The organism is Actinoplanes sp. CA-051413, assembly GCF_050955795.1.
Lineage (GTDB): Bacteria > Actinomycetota > Actinomycetes > Mycobacteriales > Micromonosporaceae > Actinoplanes.
This window is the reverse complement of record NZ_CP192100.1, coordinates 9,171,072-9,188,661: the sequence shown is the minus strand read 5'-3', so window position 1 is coordinate 9,188,661 and position 17,590 is coordinate 9,171,072. Positions and strand designations below refer to the sequence as shown.

14 protein-coding genes, 1 tRNA gene and 1 pseudogene are annotated in these 17,590 nt (G+C 70.1%); 15 read left to right on the top strand and 1 reads right to left on the bottom strand.

Annotated elements, in window-relative coordinates; genetic code table 11:
* Positions 1 to 6: 6 nt before the first annotated feature.
* The gene (locus tag ACQP2Y_RS43355; protein ID WP_433722301.1) at positions 7 to 1,809 is read left to right on the top strand and encodes an ABC-F family ATP-binding cassette domain-containing protein; all 1,803 of its coding nucleotides are present in this window, start codon (positions 7 to 9) and stop codon (positions 1,807 to 1,809) included.
* Positions 1,810 to 1,911: 102 nt separating this feature from the next.
* On the top strand, positions 1,912 to 2,379 hold the full coding sequence (locus ACQP2Y_RS43350; protein ID WP_433732331.1) for a DUF4383 domain-containing protein: 468 nt from the start codon (positions 1,912 to 1,914) through the stop codon (positions 2,377 to 2,379).
* 4 nt (positions 2,380 to 2,383) lie between these two features.
* Here ACQP2Y_RS43350 and ACQP2Y_RS43345 read toward each other — a convergent pair whose 3' ends face one another.
* Positions 2,384 to 3,076 carry a TetR family transcriptional regulator gene (locus ACQP2Y_RS43345; protein WP_433722299.1) on the bottom strand — a complete coding sequence of 231 codons (693 nt, stop codon included), beginning with the start codon at positions 3,074 to 3,076 and terminating at the stop codon, positions 2,384 to 2,386.
* Between the two features lie 104 nt (positions 3,077 to 3,180).
* Between ACQP2Y_RS43345 and ACQP2Y_RS43340 the strand changes: the two genes are divergently transcribed.
* The 13 genes and pseudogenes from ACQP2Y_RS43340 (at position 3,181) to ACQP2Y_RS43280 (ending at position 17,590) form a co-directional block, all read left to right on the top strand.
* Complete coding sequence (locus ACQP2Y_RS43340) at positions 3,181 to 4,056, top strand: helix-turn-helix domain-containing protein (protein WP_433722297.1); 876 nt, start codon at positions 3,181 to 3,183, stop codon at positions 4,054 to 4,056.
* Between the two features lie 38 nt (positions 4,057 to 4,094).
* Positions 4,095 to 4,165: transfer RNA gene (locus ACQP2Y_RS43335), tRNA-Gln, on the top strand.
* Positions 4,166 to 4,286: 121 nt separating this feature from the next.
* Positions 4,287 to 5,761 (top strand): annotated as a pseudogene (gene glmU, locus ACQP2Y_RS43330) (bifunctional UDP-N-acetylglucosamine diphosphorylase/glucosamine-1-phosphate N-acetyltransferase GlmU); the annotation flags it as partial.
* A 33-nt stretch (positions 5,762 to 5,794) separates the two neighbouring features.
* Positions 5,795 to 6,775 (top strand): ribose-phosphate diphosphokinase, encoded by a 981-nt coding sequence (locus ACQP2Y_RS43325; RefSeq protein WP_360545503.1) that lies wholly within the window; start codon positions 5,795 to 5,797, stop codon positions 6,773 to 6,775.
* A 322-nt stretch (positions 6,776 to 7,097) separates the two neighbouring features.
* Positions 7,098 to 7,733 (top strand): 50S ribosomal protein L25/general stress protein Ctc, encoded by a 636-nt coding sequence (locus ACQP2Y_RS43320; RefSeq protein ID WP_433722295.1) that lies wholly within the window; start codon positions 7,098 to 7,100, stop codon positions 7,731 to 7,733.
* A gap of 76 nt (positions 7,734 to 7,809) precedes the next feature.
* A complete protein-coding gene (gene pth / locus ACQP2Y_RS43315; RefSeq protein ID WP_433722293.1) occupies positions 7,810 to 8,397 on the top strand; it encodes an aminoacyl-tRNA hydrolase in 588 nt (195 codons plus the stop codon).
* Between the two features lie 539 nt (positions 8,398 to 8,936).
* Entirely contained in the window at positions 8,937 to 10,337 is a 1,401-nt protein-coding gene (locus ACQP2Y_RS43310; protein ID WP_433732329.1) for a sugar transferase, read from the top strand.
* Between the two features lie 19 nt (positions 10,338 to 10,356).
* Entirely contained in the window at positions 10,357 to 11,244 is an 888-nt protein-coding gene (locus ACQP2Y_RS43305) for a 3'(2'),5'-bisphosphate nucleotidase CysQ (RefSeq protein WP_433722291.1), read from the top strand.
* A gap of 45 nt (positions 11,245 to 11,289) precedes the next feature.
* Complete coding sequence (cysD, locus tag ACQP2Y_RS43300; protein WP_433722289.1) at positions 11,290 to 12,201, top strand: sulfate adenylyltransferase subunit CysD; 912 nt, start codon at positions 11,290 to 11,292, stop codon at positions 12,199 to 12,201.
* Entirely contained in the window at positions 12,201 to 13,499 is a 1,299-nt protein-coding gene (gene cysN, locus ACQP2Y_RS43295) for a sulfate adenylyltransferase subunit CysN (RefSeq protein WP_433722287.1), read from the top strand. Before cysD ends, cysN begins: the two co-directional genes overlap by 1 nt.
* 127 nt (positions 13,500 to 13,626) lie before the next feature.
* A complete protein-coding gene (locus tag ACQP2Y_RS43290) occupies positions 13,627 to 14,631 on the top strand; it encodes a LacI family DNA-binding transcriptional regulator (RefSeq protein WP_433722285.1) in 1,005 nt (334 codons plus the stop codon).
* Between the two features lie 116 nt (positions 14,632 to 14,747).
* Positions 14,748 to 16,259, top strand: a complete 1,512-nt coding sequence (locus tag ACQP2Y_RS43285) for an alpha-N-arabinofuranosidase (RefSeq protein ID WP_433722283.1) — start codon at positions 14,748 to 14,750, stop codon at positions 16,257 to 16,259.
* A complete protein-coding gene (locus tag ACQP2Y_RS43280) occupies positions 16,256 to 17,590 on the top strand; it encodes an ABC transporter substrate-binding protein (protein ID WP_433722281.1) in 1,335 nt (444 codons plus the stop codon). The genes ACQP2Y_RS43285 and ACQP2Y_RS43280 overlap by 4 nt, the downstream gene beginning before the upstream one ends.

The following is a 17,590-nucleotide window of genomic DNA, read 5'->3' as shown; positions in this document are numbered from 1 at the left end:
GGCATCGTGGCCAACATCATCAATCTGGACCGGGTGAACAAGGGCTACGGAGCCGCCGGTCAGCTGCTTACCGACGTTTCCCTGGGGCTGGACGACGACGCCCGGGTGGGCATCGTCGGCCTCAACGGGGCCGGCAAGTCCACCCTGCTGCGCATGCTCGCCAAGCTCGAGGAGCCGGACTCCGGCCGGGTCACGCACCGCCGTGACCTGCGCGTCGCCGCACTTCCGCAGACGCTGACGCTCGCCCCCGAGGCGACCGTCCGCGATGTCGTGCTGGGCACCGCCTGGCTCAGCGAGGGCATGGGCGCCGAGCACGAGTGGGCGGGCGACGCCGGCGTCCGGGAGATCCTCACCGGTCTCGGCATGGGCCACCTCGGTCTGGAGAGCCCGGTCGGGCCGATGTCCGGTGGCGAACGCCGCCGGGTCGCACTGGCCGCCCTGCTGGTGCGCGAGTCCGACCTGCTCATCCTCGACGAGCCCACCAACCACCTGGACGTGGCCGGCGTCGACTGGCTGGCCCGCTACCTGCTCGGCCGGCGCGGCTCGCTCGTCGTGGTCACCCACGACCGGTGGTTCCTCGACGCCGTCTGCACCGCGACCTGGGAGGTCGTCGACGAGCAGGTCTACGCGTACGAGGGTGGCTACGCGGCCTGGACCCTGTCCCGGGCTGAGCGCCTGCGCGTTGCCGCCGCGGTCGAGTCCCGCCGGCAGAACCTGCTCCGCAAGGAGATCGCCTGGCTGCGCCGCGGCCCGCCGGCCCGCACCTCGAAGCCGCAGTTCCGGATCGACGCCGCGAACGCCCTGATCGCCGACGTGCCGCCGGTCCGCGACCAGGTGAGCCTGCAGCGGCTGGCCACCACCCGGCTCGGCAAGCAGGTCTACGACCTGGAGGACGTCACCCTGCACGCCGGCCCCAAGCCGATCTTCCAGAAGCTGACCTGGCAGGTCGGTCCGGGCGACCGGATCGCCATCCTGGGCGCCAACGGCGCCGGCAAGACCACCCTGCTGCGCCTGCTCGCCGGGCTCACCAAGCCCGGCGGCGGGCGGCTGGTCACCGGCTCGACGGTGAAGGCGGCCTTCCTCTCCCAGGAGCTGCGGGAGCTGCCCGGGCACCTGCGGCTGCTCGAAGCGGTCGAGGAGGTCGCCCGGCGCGTGCAGCTCGGCGACCGGGAGCTCTCCGCGGGCCAGCTCGCCGAGGTCTTCGGCTTCACCGACAAGCGCATCTGGACCCCGGTCAGCGACCTTTCCGGCGGCGAGCGGCGGCGCCTGCAACTGCTGCGGCTGCTGGCCACCGAGCCCAACGTGCTGCTGCTCGACGAGCCCACCAACGACCTCGACACCGACACGCTGGCGTCGCTGGAGGACCTGCTCGACTCCTGGCCGGGCACGATGATCGTCGCCAGCCACGACCGCTACCTGGTCGAACGCGTGACCGACACGGCGTACGGGATGTTCGGCGACGGCCGGCTGGTGCACCTGCCCGGCGGCATCGACGAATACCTGTCCCGGGCCGGCAACCCCGCGGCCCCGCCCGGCGAGCTGCTGACCGCCGGCGGCAAGGCCCCGGCGGCCACGTCCGGCATGTCGGCGGCCGAGCTGCGCACCGCCCGCAAGGACCTGTCCCGGCTCGAACGCCAGGTGGCCAAGCTCGACGAGCGCATCCTCAAGATCAACGAGAGCCTCGCCGTGCACGGCAGCGACTACGACAAGATCATGGAACTGGACGCCCAGCTCAAAGCCGTGCAGGAGGAACGCGGCCAGGTCGAGGAAGCCTGGCTCGAGCTCGCCGAACGCGTACCCGAGAGCTGACCCGCACCCCCGGGGCGACCATGATCCGGGGGTGCCCCTGCGCCGGCTCCGGCGATGCGCGAGAATCTCCTACGACACCACCCGACGTTGGAGACGGACACCATGGGACACAATCCGGTCAACCACCCGCTGCGGCCGATCTACCGCGCTCTGGGCGCGCTGACCGGGGCCTACCTGGTGCTGTTCGGCGTCCTCGGCGCCATCGTCACCGCCGATGAGGGCCTGTTCGGCAACGGCGAGGACCGCGTGCTCGGCCAGGAGACCAACCTCTTCTGGTCCCTGGTCTGCGTGCTCGTCGGCGCCATCGTGCTCATCGCCACCGTGATCGGCCGCAACTCCGACACCGTGATCGACAAGTACTTCGGCTGGGGCCTGCTCGTCATCGGCAGCTACGAGCTCGGGGCGATCCGCACCGACGCCAACTTCCTCAACTTCAGCATCTCCACGGTCGTCGTCACCTACCTGCTCGGCCTGGTGCTCATCATGGCGGCGTACTACAGCAAGGTCGCCCCGCCGGAGCAGGCCAGCCCGCCGCGCCAGGCCCGCGAACGCCAGTCGCAGTCCGCCTGACCGGTCACCGGGACCGCGTCGTCAGAGCCGGCTTCGCCTCCAGGTGGGAGAGCCCGTTCCAGGCCAGATTGACCAGATGGGCCGCCACCATCTCCTTCTTCGGCTTGCGGGCCTCGCGCCACCACTGACCCACCAGCGCCACCATGCCGACCAGCGCCTGCGAATACAGCTCGGCGAACTTCGGATCCAGCTCCCGCGCCTTGAACTCGGCCGCCAGAAGGTGCTCCACCTGGTGCGCGACATCATTCATGACGCTGGAGAAGTTGCCGCCCGGCGACAACACGGGTGACTCCCGCACCAGCACCTGAAAACCGTGCGGCTCCTGGTCGATGTAGTCCAGCAACGCCAGCGCCGCCTGCTCCAGCAACTCCCGCGCATCCCCGGCGGTCAACGCCCCCGTGATCCGGTCCAGCAGCGCCCGCACCTCCCGGTCGACGACCACGGCGTACAGGCCCTCCTTGCCGCCGAAGTGCTCGTAGACGACCGGCTTGGACACCTTCGCGCGGGCCGCGACCTCCTCGATCGACGTGGCATCGAAGCCGCGCTCGGCGAACAGCTGGCGGCCGATCGCGATCAACTGCTCACGCCGCTGCGCGGCCGGCATGCGAACCCGGGCAGTGCCCTTGGTGGACGCGGCGGCGGCGCGAGAGGCGCGCCGGGCGCGCGGCTCCTGGCCTGGCTCGCTCTGGTCTGTCACCCGGCCATCCTGTCAGCTTGCCCGAGGTGTCCATGGTCCCGCGCGGACGGCCGGCCATCGATGAGGCGCACGACAACTAGTCGGACGACTAGTAAGATATCGACATGCGCACACCTCTTGAGGAAGACCCGCGCGCCGGGGAGGCCCGGCGCCTGAGGGCCGGGAGCCGGATGTCGTTGGCCCAGCTCAGACAGCACTTCGGCGTCAGCCGCGACACCATGGCCACCTGGCTGCGGAACGAGCCCACTCCGGAATGGACCCGCCGGCCGCGCGCCCGGGACGACCTGCGCGCCCGGGCGGTCGTCATGCGGCAGGCCCGGGCGACAGTGCCGGAGATCGCCGAGGCGCTGTCCGTCGCCAAGTCCACGGCCTACCTCTGGGTCAGGCATCTGCCGCTCGACGAGACCAGCGAGCAGGCCCGGCAACGCCGCCGGGAGCATTCGCGCCGGGTCGCCGAGACGCGGTGGGAACCGCTGCGCAAGCAGCGCGACGCGGACCGGGCGGCGATCAACGCCGACGAGGCGAAGTGCGTCGACGAGCTTTCCGATCGGGAGGTCAGGCTGCTCGGCGCGGTGGCCTACTGGTGCGAGGGCACCAAAGCCAAGCCCTGGCAGCCGAACAGATGCCGGCTCACCTTCATCAACAGTGACCCCGTGCTGATCCGCTTGTTTCTGCGGTTCATCGAGTTGTGGGGTGAGGATCGGCAGGCGCTCAGATATCGCGTCAGCATCCACGAGTCCGCCGACGCGGAGGCGGCGGGCCGGTGGTGGGCCGACGTGGTCGGGGTGCCGTTCGAGATTTTCCGGCGTCCGACCCTGAAGACGCACAATCCGTCCACCGTGCGGCACAACGTCGGAGACCCTTATCGTGGCTGTCTGGTGGTGGACGTGCCCGACTCGCGCGCCCTCTACTGGAAGGTCGAAGGTCTGATGGGTGGGATCGCCGCCGCGATGGCCTCGATCGAAGAGGTTAAGATGTAGCCCGCGAACATGACCTCACGGTTATGTCCGCTTTGCCCTCCCGAGTCGTCTAAGGGCAGGACGTCACCCTTTGGTGGTGATTATAGGGGTTCGAATCCTCTCTCGGGAGCTCTTGTATCCGCGGTTGAGTCGGCGCCGCGTTCTGCACAGCCACTGCGATCAATGGAGTCCGCGTGAGCCAGGCCCGGAGCCGTACCGTTGTCGTTCTTGCCGCCGGCGAGGGCAAGCGGATGAAGTCCGCCACGCCGAAGATGTTGCATCCGCTGCTCGGGCGCACCCTGCTCGGTCACGTCCTGCACGCCGCCGAGGCCGCGCGCGCCTCCCGCACCGTCGTGGTTGTCGGGCACAAGGCCGACCAGGTCCGCGCGCACCTCACCGAGATCGCCCCCGGTGCCACCCCGGTCCTGCAGGCCGAGCAGAACGGCACCGGGCACGCCGTCCGGATCGCCCTGGATGCCATTCCCGAGGCCATCGGCACCGTGGTCGTGCTCAACGCCGATGTGCCGTTGCTGCGGCCCGGCACCGTCGAGGCGCTGGTCGCCGCGCACGAGTCGACGAGCCGGGGCGCCACCGTGCTTGCCGCCGAGGTTCCCGATCCGACCGGGCTGGGCCGGATCGTGCGGGACGACGCCGGCAACCTGGAGCGCATCGTGGAGGAGCGGGACGCTTCCGCCGAGGTGCGGGCCGTGCGCGAGGTCAACGCCGGCATCTACGCGTTCGACGCCGCGTTGCTGCGGGAAGCGCTGGGCAAGCTCTCCACCGACAACGATCAGGGTGAGGAGTATCTGACCGACGTGTTCGGGCTGCTCGCGGCCGTCGGGCACGCGGTGGGGGTGCATGTGGCCGCCGACGCGCTGGAGACCCTGGGGTGCAACGACCGGGCCGAGCTGGCGCGGCTGCGGGGGCTGCTGCGGGACCGGGTCAACACCGAGTGGATGCAGGCCGGGGTGTCGATCCTCGATCCGGCGACGACCTGGATCGACGTGACCGTCACCCTCGAGCCGGATGCCGTGGTGGATCAGAATTCGCAGTTGCAGGGTTCGACGACGGTGGCGACCGGCGCGGTGATCGGGCCGGACACGACGCTGATCGACACGGTGGTCGCGGCCGGGGCCACGGTGCTGCGGACGCATTCCATCGGCGCGCAGATCGGGCCGGATGCCACGGTGGGCCCGTTCTCGTTCCTGCGGCCGGGGACCCGGCTGGGCCGCAAGTCCAAGGTCGGCGGTTTCGTCGAGACGAAGAACGCCGAGCTGGGCGCCGGGGCCAAGGTGCCGCACCTGACGTACGTGGGTGACGCGACGATCGGCCCGAAGGCGAACATCGGGGCGGGCACGATCTTCGCCAACTACGACGGCGTCAACAAGCATCACACCACCGTGGGCGAGGCCGCTTTTGTCGGCAGCGACACCGTGCTGATCGCTCCCGTGGAGATCGGGCCGGGTGCTTATGTGGCCGCCGGCAGCGCGGTCGCCAAGGACGTGCCGGCGGGCAATCTGGGGGTCACCCGGGCGCCGCAGCGCAACGTCGAGGGGTGGGTGGCGCGCAAGCGGCCGGGCACCGTTTCGGCCGAGGCTGCGGATCGGGCCGGGAAGCCGGAGACTGAGGACACCGGGGCGTAACCGGCGCAAGCTGGGGTGAGGCATCCCACGACCGGGCCGCCGTTCGTGGCGCCGGTCCGGCCGCGGGTGATACTTCAGGTGACAACCCCCTCGATTGCACGGGAGCGGACGAGCCGATGGGCAGCATCGTCGCGGAGAACCGTAAGAGTTTGATGCTTTTCTCCGGCCGGGGCTTCCCGGAGCTGGCGGAGGAGATCGGGCAGGTGCTCGGCGTCGCGCCGACCCGTTCCGACTCGTACGAGTTCGCCAACGGGGAGATCTTCGTCCGGTTCAAGGACTCGGTGCGCGGCTCGGACGCGTTCGTGGTGCAGTCGATGACCGAGGGCATCAACACCTGGGTCATGGAAACGCTGATCATGGTCGACGCGTTGAAGCGTGGGTCGGCGAAGCGGATCACGGTCGTGCTGCCGTTCTATCCGTATTCGCGGCAGGACAAGAAGCACCGCGGCCGGGAGCCGATCTCCGCGCGGCTGATCGCCGACCTGCTGAAGACCGCGGGGGCCAACCGGATCCTCACCGTTGACCTGCACACCGCGCAGATCCAGGGTTTCTTCGACGGCCCGGTGGACCACCTGTTCGCGATGGACATCCTCGCCGAGCACATCATCAAGAAGTTCGAGGGCCGGCCGATGACGGTCGTGGCCCCGGACTCGGGCCGGGTGCGGGTGGCGGAGCGGTGGACGGACCGGCTGGGCGGCTGTCCGCTGGCGTTCATCCACAAGACGCGGGACCCGTTGAAGCCGAACCAGGTGGTGGCCAACCGGGTGGTCGGCGAGGTCGAGGGCCGGGTGTGCCTCATCGTCGACGACATGATCGACACCGGTGGCACGATCACGAAGGCCGCGGACATCCTGTTCGACTCGGGGGCCGCCGATGTGATCGTGGCCTCGACGCACGCGTTGCTGTCGGATCCGGCGACCGAGCGGTTGAAGAACAGCCAGATCAGTGAGCTCGTGGTGACCAACACGCTGCCGTTGCCGGCCGAGAAGCAGCTCGACAAGATCACCGTGTTGTCGATCGCGCCGCTGCTGGCCCGGGCGATCCGGGAGGTCTTCGATGACGGCTCCGTCACCACTTTGTTCGGTGGGCTGAGCTGACGGCTCGTGCCGGCCGGCGTCCGGTTTGTGGCGGGAAGTGGCTTGATCGGCGATGCAAGTTGCATTCGTGCGGGTGAAATTTCCGCAGGGAGAGTGATCCGGCGGGACCCGCCGGTCCGCCCGTAGCAGTGGCAGGTAAGCTGGTGCGGTTGCCACGGCGAGGGTGCCACGCGGTCTGCTGCAGTTTGCAGAGTTCGCTTGAGGCACCGTGATCGACGCGGTGCTCCGGGCCCGTGCCCGTGCGCCCCTTCGCCGAGCGCCGATTGCCCGCAGCCCGCCGACTTCTCACGCCGCCCGTTCCAACGTTTTCAGGAGTATCCCCGTGTCCGAGGTAAAGATCAGCGCCGAGCCCCGTACCGAGTTCGGCAAGGGTGGTGCCCGCCGCACGCGCCGGGCCGGCCTGGTGCCCGCCGTGCTGTACGGACACGGCGAAGCCCCCGTCCACATCGCGCTTCCCGCCCGTGAGTTCGCCGCCGCGATCCGCCACGGTGGCCTCAACCAGGTCTTCACCATCGACGTCGTCGGTGGCACGGGCGCGACGCTGGCCCTGCCGAAGGCGATCCAGCGTGACCCGATCAAGGAGACGTACGAGCACGTCGACCTGATCATCGTCAAGCGTGGCGAGAAGGTCCAGGTCGACGTCCCGGTGACGCTGGTCGGCGAGGCCGCCCGCAACACGCTGATCGTCAACGAGTCCAACACCCTGGCGGTCACCGCCGAGGCGATGCACCTGCCCAGCGGCTTCGAGGTCTCGATCGAGGGCCTGGAGGCCGGTTCGCAGGTCACCGCGGGCGACGTGACGCTGCCCGAGGGCACCGAGCTGGCCGTCGACGCCGACTTCGTGCTGGCGATGGTGACCGCGGCGCAGACCGCCGAGCAGCTCGAGGGTGACTCCGCCGACGCCGGTGAGGCCGAGGCCGCCGGAGCCGAGGCGTCGTCCGAGGAAGCTGCCTCCTGAGCCAGCACCACCCGAGAACCGCGATCTGCAGGGAAAGTGCCGTCGGCACTTTCCCTGTTGTCGTAAGGAGAGGTTGATGACCGAGGACGCACCCTGGCTGGTGGTCGGCCTGGGCAATCCCGGCCGGGAGTACGCGGGCAACCGGCACAACGTCGGTTTCATGGTGGCCGACCTGCTGGCCTCGCGGGTGGGCGGCAAGTTCGGCCGGCCCAAGCGTGCGGTGGCCGAGGTGGCGGAGGGCCGGCTGGGTTTCGGCGGCCCGAAGCTGATCCTGGCCAAGCCGTTGACCTTCATGAATCTGTCGGGGGCGCCGGTGGTGGCGCTGGCCCAGTTCTTCAAGGTGCCGGTGGACAACATCGTGGCCGTGCACGACGAGCTGGACGTGCCGTACGGGCAGGTGCGGGTGAAGCGTGGCGGCGGTGAGGGTGGTCACAACGGGCTGCGTTCGATGTCGAAGTCGCTGGGCACCAAGGAGTACGCCCGGGTCCGGTTCGGCATCGGCCGGCCGCCGGGGCGCCAGGATCCCGCGGACTATGTGCTGTCGGATTTCGCCGGTGCGGAGCGCAAAGAGCTGGAGTTCCTGGTCGATCGAGGGGCCGATGTGGTGGAGGCCGTGGTGCTCGAGGGTGTCGAGTGGGCGCAGAACAAATACCACGGAAGCTGAAGGGATACGGCCAGAACGGACAGATCCATTAGACTGTTTTGTCCGTCTATCGGTCCCGTGACGCCTCCCCCGGTTAGCGCGTTGGTCACGTAGCGCACCCAAACGGTGTGCGGACACCACGCGGTACGGGGGAGGTTCGGGTGCGGCAGGAACTCTCCGAGAGCCACGAGGCGACATTGGGTGAGCCGACGGTGGTACTGCCGACGGTGCAGCGCCGTGACGTGGTCCCGTCGGAGCCGCCGGAGCACTACGGTCCGGCCAACCATCCGCCCGGCAACCACGGCCCCCGCCCGCACCGGCCGTCGCCGTATCGGGCCCGCAACAGCAAGATCCCGTCGCCGGCCCGATCGACCGGTGACGACGCCGGTGAGGACGTGGCCGACAACGCGCCGCCGCTGGCCGGGGCCGGTGGCCGGGTTCCCGCCGGCCGGGCCCGCAACCGGGCCGTCGAGCGGCACTGGTCGGCCGAGCCGAACCGCTCGGCCGCGGCCCGCCCCGCGAACCGGCCGTTCGTGCGGGTCCGGGGGCGGCATGCGGCGATGTCGCGGCGCCAGCGCTGGGAGCGGCAGTACGTACGCGCCCTGGTCCTGTGTGACCTGCTGGCCGGCATCGCGGCGGGCGCGGTGACCTTCGGGCTGCGCTTCGGTGACGAGGTGACCACCTACAACCGGTCGTACCTGTGGCTGTCGGCGTTGCTGCCGCTGGCCCTGCTGGCGGTGCTGGTGGTGAGCCGGGCGTACGAGCGCCGCTTCCTGTTCGTCGGCACGGACGAGTACCAGCGGGTGTTCCGGGGCGGGGTCGGCCTGATCGCGGGTGTGGCCGTCGTGTCGTACGCGCTCGATCTTGATCTGGCCCGGTCCTACGTCCTGGCCGCGCTGCCCACCGCGATGGTCTCCGCCGTGGTCCTGCGTTTCGCCCTGCGCAAGCGGCTGCACATCGCCCGGTCCCGCGGCGAGCGGCTGCGCCGGGTGATCGTGGTCGGCCACGAGCTGTCGGTCATCGGCATCACCCGGCAGTTGCGCCGGGAGCGGTACCACGGGCTGGAGGTGGTCGGCGCGTGCCTGCCGCCGGACCACGACGGGGTCATCGACCTGCCGGTCTTCGGCACGTTCGACGATGTCGCGACCGCGGTCGACGCCGCCGACGCGGACACCGTGGTGGTGCTGAGCTGCCCGGAGCTGGACGGTGCGGCGCTGCGCCGGCTGGCCTGGCGCCTGGAGCGCGACGAGGTCGACCTGGTGGTGGCGAGCGCGCTCATCGACGTGGCCGGGGCGCGCACCACGATCCGGCCGTTCGACGGGCTGCCGATGCTGCACGTCGAGCACCCGCGGCTGCACGGTGGCGCGCGGATCGTCAAGGACCTCGTGGACCGGGTCGGGGCCCTGGCCCTGCTCGTTCTCTTCGGTCCGCTGCTGCTGGCCGTCGCACTCTGCGTCCGGGTGACCTCACGCGGCCCGGTACTCTTTCGTCAGGTGCGGGTCGGGCGTGACGGGTCCGAGTTCCGCATCTTCAAGTTCCGCAGCATGTACGTCGACGCCGAGGCCCGGCTGGCCGAGCTCCGGCATCTCAACGAGCACGACGGTGTGCTCTTCAAAATGCGCGACGACCCGCGCGTGACCCCGGTCGGCCGGTGGTTGCGGAGGCTGTCCCTGGACGAGCTGCCGCAGCTGCTGAACGTGATCGCCGGGCAGATGTCGCTGGTCGGGCCGCGACCGCCGCTGCCGTCCGAGGTTGCCGTCTACGCCGACGACGTGCGCCGCCGTCTTGCCGTCAAGCCCGGCATGACGGGCCTGTGGCAGGTTTCCGGACGATCGGACCTGTCGTGGGAGGAGACGGTACGGCTGGACCTTCGCTATGTGGAGAACTGGTCTCTCAGCTTGGACCTGGTGATCCTTTTGCGCACCATGACGGCCGTGGTCCGGTCGTCAGGGGCCTACTGAACGGACAGGGAGCGGTTGGATGAGCGAGCAGACAGGGACGTCGGCGCGCATAGCCGGTCAGCGGGAGCCCGCCGGTGACGGTGGCACGCCGCCGGTCATCGACGCCGCGTTCGCGCGCTGGCTGGCGGATCGGGCCGGCCAGGTGCTGCTCCAGGTCCGCGAGGAAGTCGGGTACGCGGACGGCAAGCTGCTCAAGGCCGCCGGTGACAAGGCCGCGCACGACCTGTTGCGGGCCGAGCTCGCCCGGTGGCGTCCGGCGGATGCCGTGCTCTCGGAGGAGGACGACCACTCCCGCGTGGCGTGGGCGGACGACCGGCACGACGCCGTACGCCCGGACCGCCTGGACGCCTCCCGGGTCTGGATCATCGACCCGCTGGACGGCACCCGCGAGTTCTCCGAGGAGGGCCGCACCGACTGGGCCGTGCACGTGGCGCTCTGGACCGCCGACTGCTCCCGGCCCAGCTGCCTGGCCGCCGGCGCGGTCGCGATGCCGGCCCAGCACCGGACGTTCGCCACCGACCAGCCGCCCGCGTACCCGCCGCTGCCGCTGGCCGCCGCGACCGGGGGACCGATCCGGATCGCCGCCAGCCGCACCCGCCCGCCGGCGTTCGTCACCGCCCTGGCCGAGGACATCGGCGCCGAGCTGGTCCCGATGGGATCGGCCGGGGTCAAGATCGCCGCAGTGATCAACGGGGACGCCGATGCCTATGTGCACGCCGGCGGCCAGTACGAGTGGGACAGTGCCGCCCCGGTGGCTGTGGCGTCGGCCACTGGACTGCATGCTTCCCGTATCGACGGAACTGCGCTGAAATACAACCAGGCCGATCCGAAGTTGCCGGATCTGGTGGTCTGTCGCAAGGACCTTGCGCCCCGTCTGCTCGCAGCGTTGCAGCGACACCTCCCATAATCCCTCCCGGATGAATTCGGCCGACACCGGAAAGGTCTGGAACCCATGAGCCAGACGAAGCCCTATCGCGTCTCGCATCTCGACGCTCTCGAGGCCGAGAGCATCTTCGTCATGCGTGAGGTCATGGCCGAGTTCGAGCGGCCGGTGCTGCTCTTCTCCGGCGGCAAGGACTCGATCGTGATGTTGCGCCTCGCGGAGAAGGCGTTCGCGCCCGCGCGCATCCCGTTCCCGGTCATGCACGTCGACACCGGTCACAACTTCCCCGAGGTGCTGGAGTACCGCGACACCCGGGTCGGCGAGCTGGGTCTCAACCTGGTGATCGCCAGCGTGCAGGAGGCCATCGACTCCGGCCTGGTGCGCGAGCTGCCGGACGGCACCCGCAACCGGATCCAGACCCCGGTGCTGCTGGCCGCGGTGGAGAAGTACCGCTTCGACGCGCTCTTCGGCGGCGCCCGCCGCGACGAGGAGAAGGCCCGGGCCAAGGAGCGGATGTTCAGCTTCCGCGACGAGTTCGGCCAGTGGGACCCGAAGAACCAGCGGCCCGAGCTGTGGTCGCTCTACAACGGCCGGCACCACCCCGGCGAGTCGATCCGGGTGTTCCCGCTGTCCAACTGGACCGAGCTGGACGTCTGGCACTACATCGCCAAGGAGCGCATCGCGCTGCCGAGCATCTACTACGCCCACGACCGTGAGGTCGTCGAGCGCGCGGGGATGTTCTACGCGGTCAACGAGTTCATCGTGCCCCGGGACGGCGAGACGGTCGAGACCCGCCGGGTGCGCTACCGCACCGTCGGCGACGCGTCGCAGACCGCCGCCGTGCTGTCCGAGGCCGACACGGTCGACAAGGTCATCGACGAGGTCGCGGCGACCCGGATCACCGAACGCGGTGCCACCCGGGGCGACGACAAGGTCAGCGAGGCCGCGATGGAAGACCGCAAGCGGGAAGGCTACTTCTGATGAGTCAGGCAGTTCTGGAGCCCGACGAGGCGACGGCCCGTCCGATGGACCTGCTGCGGTTCGCCACCGCGGGCAGTGTGGACGACGGCAAGTCGACGCTGATCGGCCGGCTGCTCTACGACACCAAGACCATCTTCGCCGACCAGCTCGAGGCGGTCGAGGCGGTCAGCGCCGCGCGCGGTGATGAATACACCAACCTGGCGCTGCTCACCGACGGCCTGCGCGCCGAGCGGGAGCAGGGCATCACCATCGACGTGGCGTACCGCTACTTCGCGACGCCGCGGCGCAAGTTCATCATCGCCGACACCCCCGGGCACATCCAGTACACCCGCAACATGGTCACCGGCGCCTCGACGGCCGACCTGGCGCTGATCCTGGTGGACGCGCGCAAGGGCCTGGTCGAGCAGTCCCGCCGGCACGCGTTCCTGACCAGCCTGCTGCGGGTGCCGCACCTGGTGCTCTGCGTCAACAAGATGGACCTGGTCGACTGGGACCGTGGTGTCTACGAGAAGATCGCCGACGAGTTCACCTCGTTCGCGGCCAAGCTCGACGCGCCGGACCTGACGGTCATCCCGATCTCGGCGCTGGAGGGCGACAACATCGCCTCCCGCTCGGAGAAGAGCCCCTGGTACGAAGGCCCGTCGCTGCTGCACCACCTGGAGCACGTGCACATCGCCTCGGACCGCAACCTGGTCGACGTGCGGTTCCCGGTGCAGTACGTGATCCGGCCGCAGTCCAAGGACATCACCGACTACCGCGGGTACGCCGGCCAGGTCGCCTCGGGCGTGCTCAAGCCGGGCGACGAGGTGATGGTGCTGCCGTCCGGCATGACCAGCACGATCGCCGCCATCGACACCGCGGACGGTCCGGTCGACGAGGCGTTCCCGCCGATGTCGGTGACGGTCCGGCTGACCGACGAGATCGACATCTCCCGGGGCGACATGATCTGCCGGCCGCACAACGCGCCGACGGTCGCCCAGGACGTCGAGGCGATGATCTGCTGGATGGACGAGACGGCCCCGCTGCGGGTCGGTGCGAAATACACGATCAAGCACACCACCCGTACGGCCCGCGCGGTGGTCCGTGGCCTGCAGTACCGCCTCGACGTGAACACGTTGCACCGCGACGAGAACGCGCCGCAGCTGGGCCTGAACGAGATCGGCCGGGTCAAGCTGCGCACCACGGTGCCGCTGCTCGCCGACGAGTACCGCCGTAACCGCACCACCGGTGGCTTCATCCTGATCGACGAGTCGAGCAACCGTACGGTGGGCGCCGGCATGATCATCGAGGCCCAGTAGCGGACGACGGTGCACGCCCCGGCCCGCGTACGGAAAGGGCGGGACGGGGCGGTTTGCATCGTTGTATAGTCCGGGCGCAGCCGGGCGATGAGAGTGGGCGAGGCCGGTGCCTCCGGGTCTGAAGGACGTGGCCGCACAAGCAGGCGTGTCGATCAAGACCGTCTCCAATGTGGTCAACGGCTACGTGCACGTCGCCCCGGAGACCCGAGCCCGGGTGCAGCAGGCCATCGACGCCCTGGGCTACAAGCCGAACATGGCGGCCCGGCAGCTGCGCAGCGGCCGGTCCGGGGTGATCGCGCTGGCCGTGCCCGAGCTGCAGTCGCCGTACTTCGCCGAGCTGGCCGGGCGGATCGTGCACGCGGCGGAGCGCCGGTCCTGGACCGTGCTGATCGACCAGACCGACGGGCACGCCGAGCGGGAGCGCAACCTGGTCGCCGGGCTGCGGCGGCACGCGATCGACGGCCTGATCTTCAGCCCGCTGGCCCTGGCCGGTGAGGAGCTGGCGCGCGGCGGTGACGAGACCCCGATGGTGCTGCTCGGTGAGCGGGTGTCGCACGGCCCGGCCGACCATGTCGCGATCGACAACACCGCCGCCGCGGCCGACGCGACGCGGCACCTGGCCGGGTCGGGGCGCCGGCGCATCGCGGCGATCGGGGCGCAGGACTTCCCGTCGGCGGTGACCGCGCAGCAGCGGCTCGCCGGTTATCGCGCGGCGCTGGAGCAGGCCGGGCTGCCCGCCGATCCGGCGCTGGTCGCCGAGGTGGAGAGCTTCCACCGCGCCGACGGTGCCGCCGCGATGACCCGGCTGCTGGACGGCCCGCGGCCGCCCGACGCGGTGTTCTGCTTCAACGACCTGCTTGCCCTCGGGGCCATCCGCACGCTGCTGGAGCGGGGTCGGTCGGTGCCCGGCGACGTGGCGGTGATCGGCTTCGACGACATCGAGGACGGCCGGTTCAGCACGCCGACCCTGAGCACCATCGCCCCGGACCTCGGCCGGATCGCCGAGCTCGCCGTGGACCTGCTCGCCGAGCGCCTCGGCGAGGGTGCGGCCGCCGCGGGCCCGCCGCGTGAGCTCCGGGTGAGCCACCGGCTGGTTGCCCGGGAGAGCACCGTAGGGCGAGACTCCCGCTAAGCACCACAAATCGCATCGTCCCAGGTAACGACCGTGTGACGACCTCTTTACAACGTTGGTTCCAACGTTGTAAACAGTGTGAGGCGGCACACAAGACCTGCGGACAGGAGCGCTACGTGGACAAGGCTCGGCTGACCCTCGACCCCGCCTTCGCCATCGGTGCGGTGGACCGGCGGCTCTTCGGCTCGTTCGTCGAGCACATGGGTCGCTGCGTCTACACCGGCATCTTCGAGCCCGGCCACCCCGCCGCGGACGCCGACGGGCTGCGCACCGACGTGCTCGAGCTGGTCCGCGAGCTGGGCGTCACGCTGGTGCGCTACCCGGGCGGCAACTTCGTCTCCAACTACCGCTGGGAGGACGGGGTGGGCCCGGTCGGCGACCGGCCGCGGCGCCTGGATCTGGCCTGGCGGTCGCTGGAGAGCAACGCGTTCGGGCTCAACGAGTTCATGCGCTGGGCCGAGCTGGCCGGGGTCGAGCCGATGATGGCGGTCAACCTGGGCACCCGCGGCATCGCCGAGGCCGCCGAGCTGGTCGAGTACTGCAACCTCCCGGACGGCACCGCGGCCGCCGACCTGCGCCGCAAGCACGGCGTGGCCCGCCCGCACGACATCCGGCTCTGGTGCCTGGGCAACGAGATGGACGGGCCCTGGCAGATCGGCCACCTGACCGCGCTGGAGTACGGCCGCCTCGCCGCCCGGGCCGGGCACGCCATGAAGCGGGTCGACCCCACCATCCAGCTCGTGGCCGCCGGCAGCTCCAAGGCGGACATGCCGACCTTCGCCGCGTGGGAAGCCACCGTGCTGGAGCAGACCTACGACCACGTCGACTACCTGTCGCTGCACAGCTACTACGACCCGGAGAGCCAGGACGAGGCGAGCTTCCGGGCCGCCGCCGTCAACCTCGACGGTTTCATCGACGACATCGTCGCCACGGCCGACCACGTACGGGCCAAGCTTCGCCGGCAGAAGCGGATCAACCTGGCCCTCGACGAGTGGAACGTCTGGTACCAGTCCCGTTTCACCGAGCCGGAGGACCGGCCGATCGAGGACACCCCGGCGCTCATCGAGGACGACTACACCGTCACCGACGCGATGGTCGTGGGCAACCTGCTGATCAGCATGCTGCGCCACGCCGACCGGGTCACCGTCGGCGCGCAGGCCCAGCTGGTCAACATCATCGCGCCGATCCGGACCACGCCCGGCGGCCCCGCCTGGCGGCAGACCATCTACCACCCGTTCGCCCACACCGCCCGGCTCGCCCACGGCACCGTGCTGCGGGCGGGCGTGCAGTCACCGACCATGTCCACCGGCCGCTACGGCGACGTACCGGCGGTGGACGCGGTCGCCACCCTCGACGAGCGCACCGGCCGGCTCGCCGTCTTCGCCGTCAACCGCGGCACCGAAGCTGTCCCGCTGGACATCGACCTGCGGGCTTTTCCCGGACTGCGCCCGGGACAGTGGATCCGGCTCGCCGAGGACGACCCGTCCATCGGCAACACCGCCGCTGCTCCTGATCGCGTCCGTCCCCGTACCGAAGAAATGCCTGCCCTCGACGGTGGCCGCGCCACCGTCCTGCTTCCCCCTGTCTCCTGGCACGCCCTGAGCTTCACCCCCGAGGAGAAACCGTGAAACCACATCTCACCCGCCGCGGCCTGCTCGGGCTCGGCGTAGGCGCCGGCGGCGCCGTCATGCTCGGCGCCTGCGGTGACGACGGACCCAATCCCGTCGTCGGCGGTGGTGGCGAGAACGCCCAGCCCGCGGCCACCAACTACACCGGTCCCAACGTCGCGCTGACCTTCTGGAACGGCTTCACCGGCGGCGACGGCCCGGTGATGAAGTCGCTGGTGGACAAGTTCAACAGCGCGAACCCCAACATCAAGGTCACGATGAACGTGTACGAGTGGGCCGACTACTACCAGAAGGTCCCCGCCGCCGTGTCCACCGGCAACGGCCCGGACCTGGGCATCATGCACGTCGACCAGGTCGCCACCAACGCCGCCCGTGGCGTGATCCTGGCGCTGGACGACCTGGCCAAGTCGCTCCAGCTCAACGAGAGCGACTTCTCGCCGCCGGTGTGGCAGGCCGCGGTCTACAACGGCAAGCGCTACGCCATCCCGCTGGACGTGCACCCGCTCGGCATGTTCTGGAACAAGAAGGTCCTGCAGGCGGCCGGGCTGGACCCGGAGAAGCCGCCGACCAACAACGAGGAGTACATGGCGGCCCTGGACAAGCTCAAGTCCAAGGGCGTCCAGGGGCACTGGGCCACCCCGTTCCCGTTCACCGGCACGCTCCAGTTCGAGGCGCTGACCTGGCAGTTCGGCGGCCAGCTGTTCGACGAGAAGGCGACCAAGCCGCTGTTCGCCGAGCAGCCCGGCGTGCAGGCGCTGACCTGGCTCACCGGCCTGGTCAAGAACGGCTACAGCCCGAAGAACGTGGCCCAGGACGCCGACCTGATCGCCCTGCAGAACGGCAAGGCCGCGTTCAACTGGAACGGCATCTGGACGATCAACACGCTGCGCGGGGTCAAGGGCATGGAGTGGGGCGTCTCGGCGCTGCCGCAGATCGGCACCCAGCCCGCCGCGTGGGCCGGCTCGCACCAGTTCGTGCAGTTCAAGCAGCGCACCCAGGACGCCAACAAGCTGCAGGCCGGCAAGGTCTTCATCAACTACATCAGCCAGCAGTCGCTGGAGTGGGCCAAGGGCGGCCAGGTGCCGGCCCGCAAGGAGATCCGCGACAGCCCCGACTTCGCGGCGCTCAAGGAGCAGGCGGCGATCGGCACCCAGATCGACAACCTGCACTTCCCGCCGTCGGTGCCGGGCATCCCGGACGCCCTGGCCACCGTGGACACCGCGGTCAACGAGGCGATCCTGCTGCGCAAGGAGCCGGGCAAGGCGCTGGCCGACGCGGCCGCCAAGGCCAACCAGATCCTCGAGCAGAACCGCAAGAAGTACGGCGGCTGA

What these genes read in the sequence shown, in the direction of transcription:
- ACQP2Y_RS43350 (WP_433732331.1), top strand. Translation starts at nt 1,912, where the DNA reads ATGGGACACAATCCGGTCAACCACCCGCTGCGGCCGATCTACCGCGCT.
- ACQP2Y_RS43340 (WP_433722297.1), top strand. Translation starts at nt 3,181, where the DNA reads ATGCGCACACCTCTTGAGGAAGACCCGCGCGCCGGGGAGGCCCGGCGC.
- ACQP2Y_RS43325 (WP_360545503.1), top strand. Translation starts at nt 5,795, where the DNA reads ATGGGCAGCATCGTCGCGGAGAACCGTAAGAGTTTGATGCTTTTCTCC.
- pth (WP_433722293.1), top strand. Translation starts at nt 7,810, where the DNA reads ATGACCGAGGACGCACCCTGGCTGGTGGTCGGCCTGGGCAATCCCGGC.
- ACQP2Y_RS43310 (WP_433732329.1), top strand. Translation starts at nt 8,937, where the DNA reads ATGTCGCGGCGCCAGCGCTGGGAGCGGCAGTACGTACGCGCCCTGGTC.
- ACQP2Y_RS43305 (WP_433722291.1), top strand. Translation starts at nt 10,357, where the DNA reads ATGAGCGAGCAGACAGGGACGTCGGCGCGCATAGCCGGTCAGCGGGAG.
- cysD (WP_433722289.1), top strand. Translation starts at nt 11,290, where the DNA reads ATGAGCCAGACGAAGCCCTATCGCGTCTCGCATCTCGACGCTCTCGAG.
- cysN (WP_433722287.1), top strand. Translation starts at nt 12,201, where the DNA reads ATGAGTCAGGCAGTTCTGGAGCCCGACGAGGCGACGGCCCGTCCGATG.